Annotated in this window: 10 protein-coding genes and 1 riboswitch; of the genes, 4 read left to right on the top strand and 6 right to left on the bottom strand. The window is 65.9% G+C overall.

The window, feature by feature from the left end; genetic code table 11:
* Nucleotide 1: 1 nt before the first annotated feature.
* Nucleotides 2–715, bottom strand: a complete 714-nt coding sequence (locus BSY238_RS17275) for a pirin family protein (protein WP_069040233.1) — start codon at nucleotides 713–715, stop codon at nucleotides 2–4.
* 157 nt (nucleotides 716–872) lie between these two features.
* Between BSY238_RS17275 and BSY238_RS17270 the strand changes: the two genes are divergently transcribed.
* From BSY238_RS17270 to BSY238_RS17255, 4 genes are all read left to right on the top strand, one after another.
* Nucleotides 873–1,817, top strand: a complete 945-nt coding sequence (locus BSY238_RS17270) for a LysR family transcriptional regulator (RefSeq protein ID WP_069040232.1) — start codon at nucleotides 873–875, stop codon at nucleotides 1,815–1,817.
* Nucleotides 1,814–2,779, top strand: a complete 966-nt coding sequence (locus BSY238_RS17265; RefSeq protein WP_069040231.1) for a CobW family GTP-binding protein — start codon at nucleotides 1,814–1,816, stop codon at nucleotides 2,777–2,779. The genes BSY238_RS17270 and BSY238_RS17265 overlap by 4 nt, the downstream gene beginning before the upstream one ends.
* 69 nt (nucleotides 2,780–2,848) lie before the next feature.
* Nucleotides 2,849–4,435: a protein adenylyltransferase SelO gene (locus tag BSY238_RS17260; protein WP_069040230.1), complete on the top strand. Its 1,587-nt coding sequence runs from the start codon at nucleotides 2,849–2,851 to the stop codon at nucleotides 4,433–4,435.
* A 16-nt stretch (nucleotides 4,436–4,451) separates the two neighbouring features.
* Nucleotides 4,452–5,432, top strand: a complete 981-nt coding sequence (locus tag BSY238_RS17255; protein ID WP_069040229.1) for a succinylglutamate desuccinylase/aspartoacylase domain-containing protein — start codon at nucleotides 4,452–4,454, stop codon at nucleotides 5,430–5,432.
* Nucleotide 5,433: 1 nt separating this feature from the next.
* Here BSY238_RS17255 and BSY238_RS17250 read toward each other — a convergent pair whose 3' ends face one another.
* From BSY238_RS17250 to BSY238_RS17230, 5 genes are all read right to left on the bottom strand, one after another.
* Nucleotides 5,434–7,512 (bottom strand): TonB-dependent receptor, encoded by a 2,079-nt coding sequence (locus tag BSY238_RS17250; RefSeq protein ID WP_083224090.1) that lies wholly within the window; start codon nucleotides 7,510–7,512, stop codon nucleotides 5,434–5,436.
* A 52-nt stretch (nucleotides 7,513–7,564) separates the two neighbouring features.
* On the bottom strand, nucleotides 7,565–8,365 hold the full coding sequence (locus BSY238_RS17245) for a DUF4465 domain-containing protein (RefSeq protein ID WP_069040227.1): 801 nt from the start codon (nucleotides 8,363–8,365) through the stop codon (nucleotides 7,565–7,567).
* A 33-nt stretch (nucleotides 8,366–8,398) separates the two neighbouring features.
* Complete coding sequence (locus BSY238_RS17240; RefSeq protein WP_069040782.1) at nucleotides 8,399–9,196, bottom strand: PEP-CTERM sorting domain-containing protein; 798 nt, start codon at nucleotides 9,194–9,196, stop codon at nucleotides 8,399–8,401.
* Between the two features lie 141 nt (nucleotides 9,197–9,337).
* A riboswitch (cobalamin riboswitch) is annotated at nucleotides 9,338–9,555 on the bottom strand.
* 95 nt (nucleotides 9,556–9,650) lie between these two features.
* Nucleotides 9,651–12,455, bottom strand: coding sequence for a formate dehydrogenase subunit alpha (gene fdhF, locus BSY238_RS17235; protein WP_069040226.1), 2,805 nt, complete (start codon nucleotides 12,453–12,455; stop codon nucleotides 9,651–9,653).
* 16 nt (nucleotides 12,456–12,471) lie between these two features.
* On the bottom strand, nucleotides 12,472–14,160 hold the full coding sequence (locus BSY238_RS17230) for an NADH-ubiquinone oxidoreductase-F iron-sulfur binding region domain-containing protein (RefSeq protein ID WP_069040225.1): 1,689 nt from the start codon (nucleotides 14,158–14,160) through the stop codon (nucleotides 12,472–12,474).
* Nucleotides 14,161–14,175 lie beyond the last annotated feature (15 nt).

Raw genomic sequence — 14,175 nt, 5'->3', positions numbered from 1 at the left:
ATCAAGATGCGGGGTTGCCAAGGTCGAACAGCAGCGCATGTGCGCCCTGCCCGTGTTCGAAAATCACGTCCTTTTCGTCGTCCAGTTTCACGGCGTCGCCGCCCAGCAGCCGCTGCCCGTTGACGGTCAGCGCGCCATCCACCAGATGCACATAGGCCTTGCGGCCATGGTCAAGCGGGTAGCTGACCGGCGCGTCACCGGCGTCGAGCCGGATGGCGAGCAGCGCCACATCGCAATGGATGCCCAGTGCGCCATCGCGTGCCGGCGGATGGACCAGCGTCTGCAACCGCCCGCGTTGGGCCGCCGCCGGAAAGTGGGCCTGCGCGTAACCTGGCGCGATGCCGCGCGCTTCCGGCAGCAGCCATATCTGCAGCATGCGCACGGTATCGTCGCGACCGTGGTTCCATTCGCTGTGCAGCACGCCGTGGCCGGCGCTCATGCGCTGCACGTCGCCCGCGCGGAGGACGCCGGCATGCCCCATCGAGTCGCGGTGAGTCAGTTCGCCGGCCAGCACGACGGTGACGATTTCCATGTCGCGATGCGGGTGGGTGCCGAAGCCGCCGCCAGGCGCGATCGTGTCTTCCATCAGCGCGCGCAGCACGCCGAAACCCATGTGCTCCGGGTCGTGGTAATCGGCGAACGAAAAGCTGAAATACGAGTGCCCCCAGCCGTGGTCGTCGCAGCCGCGTTCTGAAGATTTGCGCAGACTGATCATGGCTCATCTCCTTGATTCATATGTCGATGACTGAATTCTGCTGACCCTTGACCCTGGCGTGTCCGCATTGCGCTGATATCATCGTTCAAATAATTTGACCTAAAGACAGGCGCGATCGCACAGCCTGCCACCTGCCCACTTCACACCTGGACACCCGATGAGCGACCACGACCACCCGCTGACACCGGAAGCGATCCGCCTGATCGCCACCATCGATGAAGCCGGCAGCTTTGCCGCCGCCGCACGCGTGCTCGGCAAGGTGCCGTCGGCGCTCAGCTACAGCGTGCGCCAGCTGGAAGACGCGCTCGACGTGCTGCTGTTCGACCGCGCCAGCCGCAGCGCGGTCCTGACGCCGGCCGGTCGCGAACTGCTGTCGGAGGGGCGTCGCCTGCTGATCGAGATGGATGCGGTCGCCAGCCGGGTGAAGCGGGTCGCCAGTGGCTGGGAAGGTCAGCTCGCGATCGCTGCCAACGCACTGCTGTGTCCGCACACGCTGCTCGATCTGGTCGACGCCTTCTACAGCCAGCGCGACACCGCCCGCCTGCCGCCACCCACGCGCATCCGGCTGCGCCAGGAAGTGCTGTCCGGCACCTGGGAGGCCCTGCTGACCGGCGCGGCCGATCTGGCGATCGGCGTCGATGCCGACGACAGCCGGGTCAGTGGCGTGCAGATCGAGCCGCTGGGCGATATCCGGTTCGTGTTCGCAGTGGCACCGCAGCATCCGCTTGCACGCATCGAGTCGGTGCTGACACCTGCGTTGATTCGCGCCCATCGTGCCGTTGCAGTGGCCGACAGCGCGCTGAAGCTGTCGCCGGTATCGCGCAACCTGCAACCCGGCCAGGATGTACTCACCGTGCCGACGCTCGACATGAAGATCGACGCGCAGCTGCGCGGCCTGGGCTGCGGCTTTCTGCCGGAAAGCCGCGTACGCGGGCACATCGCAGCCGGACGTCTGCTGGCGAAGGACACCGGTGACGCGAAGGTCTGCGGTTTTTCGATCGCCTGGCGCAGCGGCCCGCGCGGTCGCGCGCTCGACTGGTGGCTGCAGCAGCTGGCGAGTCCGCGTACCCGCACCGCACTGCTCGAAGGTGTGCCTGCATGAACGACAGCCCGCTTCCGATCATCCTGCTGACCGGATTTCTGGGCAGCGGAAAGACCACGCTGCTGAACCGCCTGCTCGCCTCACCCGGCATGTCCGATACGCTGGTCGTCATCAACGAGTATGGCGATGCCTCGCTCGACCATCTGCTGGTGACCCACTCGGCGGAGCAACCCGTGGTCGAATTGCCCGGCGGATGCGTCTGCTGCAGCCTGCGCGGCGATCTGGCGCAGACGCTGCGCGACGCGCACTGGCGCTTCGCGCGCGCAGGTCGCCGGCAGTTCGAACGCATCGTCATCGAAACGACCGGTCTCGCCGACCCGGCGCCCATCCTGCGCACCCTGACGCAGGACAACCGCATTGCCGCGCGCTACCGCCTGCGCTGCACGCTGACGGTGGTGGACGCGCTGCATGCTGCCGGCACGCTGGCGACACAGGATGAAGCCGTACGCCAGATCGCCGCCGCCGACCGCCTGCTGATCAGCAAGTCCGATCTGGCCGATGCCGACGCGCTCGGTGCGCTGTGTGCACAGCTCGAGCGCATCAATCCCTTTGCGCCGCAGATCGATCTTCAACGCGTGTCCGACAGCGCCGAACTGATGGCGCTGCTCGACGTCCCACCGGCCCGGCCGTTACGCTTTCGACCCGTGACAACGGACGCACCGCACGCCATTCGCGCAGACAGCTTTGCCATCGATCAGCCGATCCGCACGTCCCGGCTCGACGCCTGGCTCGCCGGCTGGCCGGACATCGCCGGTCCGGGCCTGCTGCGCATGAAGGCGCTGCTCGACGTCGAGGGGCGCACCGGGCCGCTGGCGTTGCACGGCGTGCAGCACACGCTGCATCCGCCCACGCCGCTGGCCGACTGGCCGGATGCGGACCGCGGTTCGACCATCGTGTTCATCACACGCGGCATCTCTGCCTGCGCGCTGCGCGAATATGTGGCGTTGCTCGGGCACGATTGAACCTGCAGCCACTTACATCGCTCACAATGAGGTCTTGCGTCCGCCCTGCCTCGCCCGAGTCCATCAACCATGTCCATTGCCGCCCGACGGCTCGATGAAATCGAGTTCGACAATCTGTTCGTGCGCAGCCTGCCCGCTGATCCTTCCGCCGACATGCGCTCGCGCCCGGTCATCGATGCGTCCTACACGCTGACCTCGCCGACGCCGGTCGCCGCGCCCGAACTGCTGGCCTGGTCGGACGTGCTGGGCGACCAGCTCGGACTGCGCCGCCCGGGGCGCGTCGACGCGGCGGTCGAGGCGCTGGCCGGCAATCGCATCCTGCCCGGCATGCAGCCCTACGCGGCGCGTTACGGCGGACACCAGTTCGGCAACTGGGCTGGCCAGCTCGGCGACGGCCGCGCCATCACGCTGGGCGAAATGATCGATACGGCAGGGCAACGCCAGGAACTGCAGCTCAAGGGCGCCGGCCCGACACCCTACTCGCGGCGTGCCGATGGCCGCGCCGTGCTGCGTTCGTCGGTGCGCGAATTCCTGTGCAGCGAAGCCATGTTCCACCTCGACATTCCGACCACGCGCGCGCTCAGCCTGGTCGCGACCGGCGACCGGGTGGTGCGCGACATGTTCTACGACGGACACCCCGAATACGAACCTGGCGCCATCGTGTGCCGCGTCGCCCCAAGCTTCGTGCGCTTCGGCCACTTCGAAATCCTCGCGTCGCACGAGGAGCTCGACCTGCAGCGCAAGCTCGCAGACTGGGTGATGACACACCACTTCCCGGGCATCGCGTCGCCGGCGGAGTGGTTCGCGGAAATCTGCCGCCGTACCGCGGTGCTGATGGTCGAGTGGATGCGCGTCGGCTTCGTGCATGGCGTCATGAACACCGACAACATGTCCATCCTCGGCCTGACGATCGACTACGGCCCCTACGGCTGGCTCGAAGGCGTCGACATGATGTGGACGCCGAATACCACCGACGCCCAGGGCCGGCGCTACTGCTACGGCCGCCAGCCGCAGATCGGCTACTGGAACCTGTCACGGCTCGCGGCTGCGCTGTCGCCGCTGATCGACGATCAGGCCGCGGTCGATGCCGCACTTGAGGGCTACGAACAGACCTTTTCCGAACGCTGGACGCAGATGCTGGCCGACAAGCTCGGCCTTCCCGCATCGGCCGACGAGGCGGAACAGGCCATGCGCAGCGAACTGTTCCAGCTGCTGCAGGCGGAAGAATGCGACTTCACGATCTTTTTCCGCGCACTGGCCGAGGTGCCGGTGGCCAAAGCCCTCGCGGGCGATGCGGCGGCACTGGCGCCGTTGAACGCAGCCTTCTACAGCGGTGACGGCCCGTCCGCCGACCATGGCCGCGCCGTGCTCGGATGGCTGCAGGGCTGGGCGCAGCGCATCACGGCCGGCGGCGAGGCCGATGCGGCGCGCATCGCGCGCATGAATGCGACCAACCCGAAATACATCGTGCGCAACTGGCTGGCGCAGCGCGCCATCGACGATGCCACTGCCGGCGACACCACGATGATCGAGCGGCTGCTGAAGATGATGCAGCGGCCGTACGACGAACAACCCGAATTCGATGATCTGGCCGGCCGCCGCCCCGAATGGGCGCGCAACAAGCCCGGCTGTTCCGCCCTGTCCTGCAGTTCATGAACCGCATTCCGCATCGATGAATCCTTCCACGCACAGTCTCGCCTCACACACCTTCCATGGCCTCGAAGCCGGGCCGCGCTTGATCGTGCTCGGCGCGGTCCATGGCAACGAAATCGGCGGCACGCGCGGCATCGAGCGCGTGCTCGACGAGCTGGCGCGGGGCGACCTCGTCATCGTGCGCGGCACCGTCACCTTCGTGCCGATCACCAATCCGCTCGCCTGGACGCTGAAGCGGCGCGCCGGCGACCGCAATCTGAACCGCAACCTGCGTCCGGTTGCCGAGCCGCAGGACTACGAAGACCGCATCGCCAACGTGCTGTGTCCGCTGCTCGCCGCGCATGACGTGCTGCTCGACCTGCATTCCTTCCACACCGGCGGCGAACCGTTCGCGATGCTGGGGCCGCAGGACAACGACGGCACGCTAGAGGCCTTTTCGCACGCGGCCGCCGAAGAGGCGCTGGCGCTGCGCCTCGGTGCGCGACGTCTGGTCGAGGGCTGGCTCGACACCTACGCGACCGGCGTGCGCAAGCGACTCGCCCGCACCGCGCCGACCGAGCGTGCCCACCTGTTGTCGACCGATCCGGACTACGGCATCGGCACCACCGAATACATGCGCCGCATGGGCGGCTATGCAGTGACGCTGGAATGCGGCCAGCACGACGATCCGGCTGCGCCCGAATTCGCCTGGCGCGCCATCCGCAACACGCTGGCCCACCTGAGGCTGGTCGAAGCACCCGCGCCTGCGGCGCGCGACAGCTTCGAACTGCTGCGTCTGACCGAGGTGGTGGACCGCTTGCATCCGGACGATGAATTTGCGCGCGCCTGGTGCAGCTTCGACCCGGTCAGCGCCGGCGACGCGATCGGCACCCGCCATGATGGCACGCCGGTCATTGCGCCGCAGGACGGCTACATCGTGTTTCCGAACCCGACCTCGACACCGGGCAACGAGTGGTTCTATTTCGCGCAGCGCAGCACGCGGGCGCTGCACCGGAACTGAGCTAAAAGCGCCAGCGCAGGCTGGCGTAGCCATTGCGCTCGGGCATCGGGTAATAGGTTTCCGAAAAGGCGATGGTCGAATACACCTTGTCGAACACATTGTTGATGCCGGCCGCCAGTTGCGCACCGCCGCCCAGATCGAGGCGCAGCGCAAGATCGAACACCGTGTAGGACGGCAGTTCGGCGAAGCTGCGATTGTCGAGGTCATTGCCGTCGAAGCGTCGCCCGGCATGGCGCGCCGCAGCGATCCAGCGCAGCGAAGGCGTCTGCAGCCACTCCGCACGCGCATTCGCGGTCCAGCGCGGCACCAGCGGAATGTCGGCATCGCTGCCCTTGAAACGCGGCTGCACGTAGCCGGCATTGGCAGCGAACAGCCAGGCGGCGGACGGCTGCCAGCGCGTTTCCAGCTCGACGCCGGTGCGCTGGGTCGGCAGGTCGTAGTTGCGGTTCACGCTCGGCACGCCGGTGCTGTCGAAGTAGATTTCATCCTGATTGCGCAGGCGGAACAGCGTAAGCCCGAGCGAAAGACGGTCGTCAGGCTGCAGACGCACACCGGCTTCTATCGTGCGACCGCGCTGCGCGCGCAGATCGGACGACGCCAGCGCCAGTTCGTCGATGTTCGGGGTGCGGAAGTTGCGCGACACGCTGGCAAAGGCGACCAGCGCCTTCACCGGCTGCCAGCTCACCCCCAGCTCCGCAGCATGGCTTTTCGTGCTCGACGCGTAGCGGCTGTCAGATTCGAAGCCGGTGACGCAACTGCCCGGAATTTCCACCGGAATGAAGCCCAGTCCCGGAATGAACACGTTCTGGAACTGGCAGGTGCGCCGGTAGGTGGCTGCTTCGGTGCGGCTTTTCGTGTCGTCGCTGCGCCAGCCGGCGTTCAAGCGCAGCGCATCGGTCGCGCGGAACACCGTCTCCGCATACCAGGCCTGACCATTGAGGTCGCCGGTACGCAGCCTTGACTGGTCGATCACGGTGCGGCCGACGTCGCGCCGCAGATAGTCGGACGATTGCGTGACAAAGCCGGCACCGAAGGAATGGATGCGGCCGAATGCGCTGTAGTCGAGGTCGTAGCGCAACTGCACGTCGCGCCGCGTCGATTCGATCGTGTATTGCTGATCGCTCAGCGGCTGTGCCGGATTGACGCCGATCAGATACGGATTGTCGCGCGTACGGTGGTCGGTCTGGAATTCGACCAGACCGAAATCGCCCAGATCGAAGCGCCACAGCGTGCCGAACTTGCGGTCGTCCGTACTGCCGCCGTCAAGCGGTGACGCCGTGCTCGAACGACGCAGCGCAGCACTGCCGGACAGGAAGCGTTCGCGCGACACCGGACCCGGCAGCTTGTATTCGTCGGTGTGACGCGACACGCGCAGCAGCACGTCCATGAAGGACAACGCGCCGTCAGGCGTGATGCGCAGTTCGGCCGCGGTATCGCGTCGGCGCTGTTCGTCGTTGTCCCGGTAGCCGTTGCCGTCGAGCCGCCCGACATCGATGCGGCCGGACAGGGGCCCCGCGCCGCCGGACGCGCTGAAGCGCAGTTCCTGCGTGTCGTATGAAGCGGTGCGCGCCTCGAATTCGCCTTTCAGCGGCCCGCTCCGCGGACGCCTTGTCAGCACATGGATGATGCCGCCGACCGCGCCGTCACCGTAGCGCACGGCGCCGCCGCCACGCAGCACTTCGATGCGTTCGACCTGGGAAAGCGCAACCGACGACAGGTCTGCGCCGGACAGATCCGACGCGTTCAGCCTGACGCCATCGACCAGCACCAGCACATTGCTGACTGCCGTGGCCCCGAAGCCGCGCATGTCGACGGTGGCGCCCTTGTCGCGGCCGAAATAGCTCTGGATGTTGAGGTTCGCTTCGCGACCCAGCACTTCGGCCACGCTGCGCGACGGCGAACGCTCGATGTCTTCGGTCGTGATGACCGACACACTGTGCGGCACCACACGCAGCGTGTCGGCTGCCGACGGCGCGCTGATCACGACTTCATCGAGCTCGTGCACGCGCGACGCCGAAGCCTGTGCGAGGGCCAGGCCGGGCGACACGGTAAGCAACAGCAAAAGGCGGAAGCGATGCATCAATGCGCATCACCCGCACACCGCAGAGGGCGTGCGGGTGACTCCGGGTCGATCAGCCGCGACGGCGACGCGCGATCGCGCCGACCAACGCCAGACCGGCCAGCAGCAGCGCCGCCTGTTCCGGTTCCGGTACTGCGGTGACGGTCAGATTGTCGAGCGCGAAATAGGCCGGCGTGTTGATGCCGAATTCACCGCTGTCGCTCGACGCCAGCGCGAACTGCAGACTGCTGACCGTGCCGAGCGCCGCGAGATCGACCCAGCGCCAGTCGGTCACCACGTAGTCCTGCGTGTTATCGGCGAACCGGTAGTCGGCCAGCATGAAGTCGACGCTGCCGGTCGTCGTACCGCCACTGTCCCTGCCGATGATGGTCAGCTTCAGGTAGTCGGGGTCATCGCCGCTGGCGCCGCCGAACTTCTTCGAAAAGCCGAACAGGGTGTCGCCGTCGAGCATGGTGCGACCGGTGAACGTGGTGTTGGTGAAGTAAGCACCCTGCACGCTGACGGCCGACGCAAAGCTGATCGTCGGCGCACCGAAATTGGCGATCGCGTAATGGGCCGATCCGTCGACGCCGCCGCCGGTGATCGCGCTGTGCTGATTGGTGAAGTTGCCGGTCGTCGTGTCGGTGCGGTTCGAATACACCCAGTCGACATGGCAGCAGCCGCCACCGAAGTCCGAGTAGGTGTGGTTGAAGGTGGCGGCTCCGCTGGTGAAGGTGGTCGTGACTTGCGGGAAGAAGTGGCTTTCGGATGCCAGCGGCGCGTCTTCGAACGTGGCAACCGAAGGGGTCGCTGCGTGCGCGGCATGGCTGGCTGCCAGTGCAGCCAGGGCAAGGGTGATGAGTGTCTTGTTCATGTCATTGATCTTTCGTGGTGAGCGGGGGCGGCCTCAGCCGCGACGGCGGGCGACCAGACCGAGCAGGCCCAGTGCGGCGCAGTACATCGCCCATTGCGACGGCTCGGGCACGGCGGGCAGTGCCGCGTAGTGGATGACGCCGACCGCGTCGAGGTCGAAGCCGCTGCTGCCGGTGGTCGGGTACGGGTCGTAGATGGGGTGCGGGCCGCCGAATTCGGCCGGGAAGCTGTCGAAGGTCGAGCCATTGCCGACGACGTCGATCAGGCGCACGTACTGCACCTTGTTAACATCCAGCCCGGCGACGCCGCTCAGCACCTCGAGATCAAAGGGGGTGCCGAAGCCGGCGCGGTACTTGCCAGCCAGACCGTCGATATTGGTCGGATCGATCAGGCCGAAGCCACCGACCGGGCTGGCGGTGAAGGAGAAGTTCGGGAAGCGGAAGAAATCGGTCCCGTTGGACGACACTTCGACGAAGGCCAGTTCCAGGAAGGTGTCCATGAAGCCGTTTTCGAACACCGCGAAATCGGCGCCGGCACCGTTCGTGATGTAGCCGTCAAAGGTGAGCGTGATGCGTCCGCCGTCGCCGAGAACGACGATGTCGGTCGCGCCGCCCTGGGCCACGCCCAGACCCTTTTCCGGCGTCTGCCATGTGGCGTCGACATTGGGACCCGGCAGGTAGTCGAGATGGCCGGTCGCCCACTGGACGAAAGCAGGACTGTCCTTGCTGATGGCCGTCGAGCCGGGCTGACCGGCGGCCGGCGCGAACGGGCCGGCGTGGGCGGAACCGGCAAACGCCAGTCCGATGAGGGATGTTAGAAGAATGGTACGCATGCAGACCTCCTTGCAGCGCCGGCAGCACCCGCCGGCGAATTGCGGAAATCCGATGATCTGAAGCAAACGGGAAGCGACGCACGACCTGCGCGGAAAAGCGACCGGCAAAGGAAATACGCACCTCCGCCGCCCACCGCAGCCATCGGTCAAATGCGTCAGGCCGGTCTCCGGGCTCGCGAGGGAAATGTGCGATTCGCCTTCCCATGCGTGGCGCACAGTGGCTGATTGAATCGCTACGACTCGCTTACCGTTGCGGGGGCAGCGCCGGGATCGCGACCTGGTTGCAGGCACTCACCGGACTTCCCGTTTCACCCCTCGCAGCGAACGCTGGTCAGGGCACCTGAAGCACGCGCAGGGTAGCCGTCCGCCTCACCTGCCGTCAATGACAATACCCGGTGCAGGGGCAAAAAAAACCGGGGCACTCGGCCCCGGTTTTTCATGAATGCGCAACGGATCAGGCAGTTACCATCTTCGCCTGACCGCCGCCGTAGGTCGTCAGTTGGGTCGGTGTCCCGCCCTTCTTCAGGCGCACCGCACAGTACTTGAACTCCGGAATCTTGCCGAACGGGTCCAGCGCCGGATTGGTCAACATGTTGGCGGCGGCTTCGTAATACGCGAACGGGATGAACACGGCACCGACCGGCACATTGCCATCGACGCGCGCGTACAGCGCGATCTTGCCGCGGCGCGATTCGACCGTCACCACCTCGCCCGGCCGCAGTTTCAGCTTCGCCATGTCGGCCGGGTTGATCGTGACGGTCGCGATCGGCTCGATGTTGTCGAGTACCGAAGCCCGGCGTGTCATCGAACCCGTGTGCCAGTGCTCGAGCTGACGGCCGGTGATCAGCACCATCGGATAGTCGGCGTCCGGCTTCTCGTTGGCCGAAATCAGCTTGGCCGGCACCAGCTTGGCGCGGCCCGACTGGGTCGGGAAGCTTTCGATGAACACCACCTCGTCGCCCGGATCGCCCTCGTTCTCGCACGGGTAGGTGACAGAGTGCTCGGCTTCCAGCCGTTCCCATGTGATGCCGGCGATCGAGTGCATCGCCTTGCGCATTTCGTTGAACACGTCCTTCGCGCCATCGTAGCGCCAGTCCAGCCCCATGCCATTGGCCATCTGCTGGATGATCCACAGGTCCTGCCGCGCGTCACCCGGCGGATTGATCGCCTGACGACCCAGTTGCACCTGGCGGTCGGTATTGGTGAAGGTGCCGGTCTTCTCAGGGAAGGCCGACGCCGGCAGTACGACGTCGGCGAAGTAGGCCGTTTCGGTCAGGAAGATGTCCTGCACCACCAGGCAGTCGAGCTTCGCCAGCGCATCGCGCGCGTGCTCGACGTCCGGGTCGGACATGGCCGGATTTTCACCCATGATGTAGCAGCCATTGAGCTTGCCGGCATGGATGGCATCCATGATTTCAACCACGGTCAGACCCGGGTTGGCGTCGAGACGGCTGCCCCACAGTTCTTCGAACTTGTCGCGGATGGTCTTGTTGCCGACCGCCTGGTAGTCCGGGAACACCATCGGGATGAGGCCGGCGTCGGACGCACCCTGCACGTTGTTCTGGCCGCGCAGCGGATGCAGGCCGGTGCCGCGGCGACCGATCTGGCCGGTCATCATGACCAGCGAAATCAGGCAGCGCGCATTGTCGGTGCCATGCACGTGCTGTGACACGCCCATGCCCCAGAGGATCATCGACGCCTTTGAGGTCGCGAACATGCGCGCCACCTCGCGCAGCGTTTCGGCCGGAATGCCGCAGATCTTGGCCATGCGTTCCGGACTGAAATCGGCCACGTTCTTCTTCAGCGCATCGAAACCCGAGGTGCGGTCGCGCACGAAGGCCTCGTCGACCAGACCTTCTTCGATGATGACGTGCATCATCGCGTTGAGCATGGCCACGTCGGTGTCCGGCTTGAACTGCAGGAAATGCGTGGCGTAGCGCTGCAGGTCGTTGCGGCGCGGATCGCACACGATGAGGCGCGCGCCCTGCTTGACCGCGTTCTTGATCCAGGTCGCGCCGACCGGGTGATTGACCAGCGGATTGGCGCCGATCAGGAAGATCACGTCGGAGTGCAGCACATCGCGCACCGGATTCGACACCGCGCCCGAGCCAACCGCTTCGAGCAGCGCAGCGACCGACGAGGCATGGCACAGGCGCGTGCAGTGATCGACGTTGTTGGTGCCGAAGCCGGTGCGGATCAGCTTCTGGAACAGATAGGCCTCTTCGTTCGAGCCCTTGGCCGAACCGAAACCGGCCAGCGCATTCGGTCCCTTGGTGTCGCGGATGCTGCGCAGCCGGCTCGTTGCGTACTCGATCGCCTCTTCCCAGCTCGCTTCGCGGAACGCCGACAGCGGATTGCCCGGATCGACGACGAAATTCTTGTGCTTCGGTGCATCGGCACGACGGATCAGTGGCTTCGTGAGGCGTTGCGGATGACGCGCGTAGTCGAAGCCGAAGCGGCCCTTCACGCACAGGCGCTCTTCGTTGGCCGGACCGTCACGGCCGGTCACCATCAGTACGCGGTCGTCCTTGACGTGATACGTCAGCTGGCAACCCACACCGCAGTACGGGCAGACCGAGTCGACGGTCTTGTCCATCTTCACCATGCCGACACCGCCGGCCGGCATCAGCGCGCCGGTCGGGCAGGCCTGCACGCATTCGCCGCAGGCCACGCAGGTCGACGCACCCATCGGGTCGTCCTGGTCGAACACGATCTTCGACGCCGAACCGCGGAAGGCATAGCCGATCACGTCATTGCCCTGCTCTTCGCGACAGGCGCGCACGCAGCGGTTGCACTGGATGCAGGCGTCGAGGTTCACACTCATCGCCGGATGCGACTGGTCGCATGCCGGCTGCTCGCGGCCTTCGAAGCGCGACCCTGTCACGCCGAGCTTTTCCGCCCAATGGGCCAGTTCGGAATCGGGCTTGTAGGTCTGCTCCGGCATGTCCGACAGCAGCAGTTCGACCACCATCTTCTGCGCCTTCACGGCGCGCTCCGATTCGGCCTTGACGTTCATGCCGGGCGTCGGTGCGCGACAGCAGCTCGGCGCGAGTACGCGTTCGCCGTCGATCTCGACCACGCAGGCGCGGCAGTTCCCGTCCGGACGGTAGCCGTCCTTGTAGCAGAGGTGGGGGATGTCCACACCCTGGCGGGCCGCCGCCTGCAGGATGGTTTCGCCGACACGGGCCGTCATCGACTGGCCGTCCAGCGTGAATTCGATCGATTGCGCGATCACCGAAGCATCAATGGGTGCATTCATTTGGGTTGCCGTCCCTTCACTTGATTTCGTCAGGGAAATACTTGATGACGCAGCGCACCGGATTCGGTGCTGCCTGCCCGAGGCCGCAGATCGACGCGTCCACCATGGTCTGTGACAGTTCCTCGACCAGATCGGTGTCCCACACCGGGGCTTCCATCAGCGTGTTCATCTTGGCCGTGCCGACACGGCAGGGCGTGCACTGGCCGCACGACTCATGTTCGAAGAAATGCATCATGTTGCGCGCCGCATCGGTCGCGCGGTCCTGGTCGGACAGGATGATGACCGCCGCCGATCCGATGAAGCAGCCGTAGGGCTGCAGCGTGTCGAAATCGAGCGGAATGTCGCCGAGGCTGGCCGGCAGGATGCCGCCGGATGCGCCGCCCGGAAGATAGCCGTACAGGGTGTGACCCGGCAGCATGCCGCCGCAGTATTCATCGATCAGTTCGCGCACCGAAATGCCGGCCGGCGCCAGATGCACGCCCGGCTTCTTCACGCGGCCCGACACCGAGAACGAACGCAGTCCCTTGCGACCGTTGCGGCCGTGGCCGGCGAACCATTCCGCGCCCTTTTCCACGATGTCGCGGATCCAGAACACGGTTTCCATATTGTGTTCCAGCGTCGGATGACCGAACAGGCCGACCTGGGCGACATACGGCGGGCGCAGACGCGGCATGCCGCGCTTGCCTTCGATCGATTCGATCATCGCCGACTCTTCGCCGCAGATGTAGGCGCCCGCGCCGCGGCGCAGATGGATCGGCGGCAGCGCACAGGGCGGATCGGCCAGCAGCTTCTTCAGTTCCTTCTGCAGGATGTCGCGCACATGGGCGTATTCGTCGCGCAGATAGACGTACACCTCGCCGATGCCGACGCAGTACGCGGCGATCAGCATGCCTTCGAGGAAGCGATGCGGATCGCGTTCGAGGTACCAGCGGTCCTTGAAGGTGCCCGGTTCGCCCTCGTCGATATTGATTGCCATCAGCCGCGGCGCAGCCTCCGCACGCACGATGCGCCACTTGCGGCCGGCCGGGAATCCGGCCCCGCCCAGACCGCGCAGTCCGGAATGTTCCATGGCCTGAATGACCGATTCGACATCGCGACGGCCTTCCACCAGATCGCGGAACAGCTGGTAACCGCCCGCTTTGAGGTAAGCCTTGTAGCCGACGTAACGCGGCAGCGGATGGGTCGATTCATTCGCCTTCACGGCGGCCTTCACCGTTGCATCGGTGGCGCCGCCCAAGGCGTTCTGGCCGACCACGACGACCGGCGCCTGTTCGCAACGGCCGACACAGGGTGCCGGTATGACGCGCACTTTGGTGCCCAGGATGCCCGGCAGCTTTTTCAGCAGATCGTCCGCACCGGCCATCTTGCAGGACAGCGTGTCGCACACGCGTACGGTCAGTTCGGCCGGCGCGCCCTCGCCTTCACGCAGCACGTCGAAGTGGTGATAGAAGGTCGCGACCTCGTACACCTCGGCCTGCGCCATCTTCAGTTCGGCCGCCAGTGCGGCGAGATGGCGCGCATGCACTGCGCGGTAGGTGTCCTGCAGCAGGTGCAGACATTCGATCAGCAGATCCGGACGGCGCGGCATGCGACCGAGCAGTGCCTGCACCTCTTCGACGGCAACCGGGTCGAGCGCGCGCCCCTTGGGCGTGGGCTTGACCATGCGTCGCATCTGCTCAAGCGGTATGGAAAACGGTTCCGACATGTAGGCTCATCCTCA

Source organism: Methyloversatilis sp. RAC08 (assembly GCF_001713355.1).
GTDB lineage: Bacteria > Pseudomonadota > Gammaproteobacteria > Burkholderiales > Rhodocyclaceae > Methyloversatilis.
The sequence above is the reverse complement of the archived record's forward strand: the minus strand, read 5'-3'. Positions and strand labels throughout refer to the sequence as shown.

Bases quoted from the DNA above. Each gene is read 5' to 3' on its own strand.
- BSY238_RS17275 (WP_069040233.1), bottom strand. From the start codon at position 715: ATGATCAGTCTGCGCAAATCTTCAGAACGCGGCTGCGACGACCACGGC.
- BSY238_RS17270 (WP_069040232.1), top strand. From the start codon at position 873: ATGAGCGACCACGACCACCCGCTGACACCGGAAGCGATCCGCCTGATC.
- BSY238_RS17265 (WP_069040231.1), top strand. From the start codon at position 1,814: ATGAACGACAGCCCGCTTCCGATCATCCTGCTGACCGGATTTCTGGGC.
- BSY238_RS17260 (WP_069040230.1), top strand. From the start codon at position 2,849: ATGTCCATTGCCGCCCGACGGCTCGATGAAATCGAGTTCGACAATCTG.
- BSY238_RS17255 (WP_069040229.1), top strand. From the start codon at position 4,452: ATGAATCCTTCCACGCACAGTCTCGCCTCACACACCTTCCATGGCCTC.
- BSY238_RS17250 (WP_083224090.1), bottom strand. From the start codon at position 7,512: ATGCATCGCTTCCGCCTTTTGCTGTTGCTTACCGTGTCGCCCGGCCTG.
- BSY238_RS17245 (WP_069040227.1), bottom strand. From the start codon at position 8,365: ATGAACAAGACACTCATCACCCTTGCCCTGGCTGCACTGGCAGCCAGC.
- BSY238_RS17240 (WP_069040782.1), bottom strand. From the start codon at position 9,196: ATGCGTACCATTCTTCTAACATCCCTCATCGGACTGGCGTTTGCCGGT.
- fdhF (WP_069040226.1), bottom strand. From the start codon at position 12,455: ATGAATGCACCCATTGATGCTTCGGTGATCGCGCAATCGATCGAATTC.
- BSY238_RS17230 (WP_069040225.1), bottom strand. From the start codon at position 14,160: ATGTCGGAACCGTTTTCCATACCGCTTGAGCAGATGCGACGCATGGTC.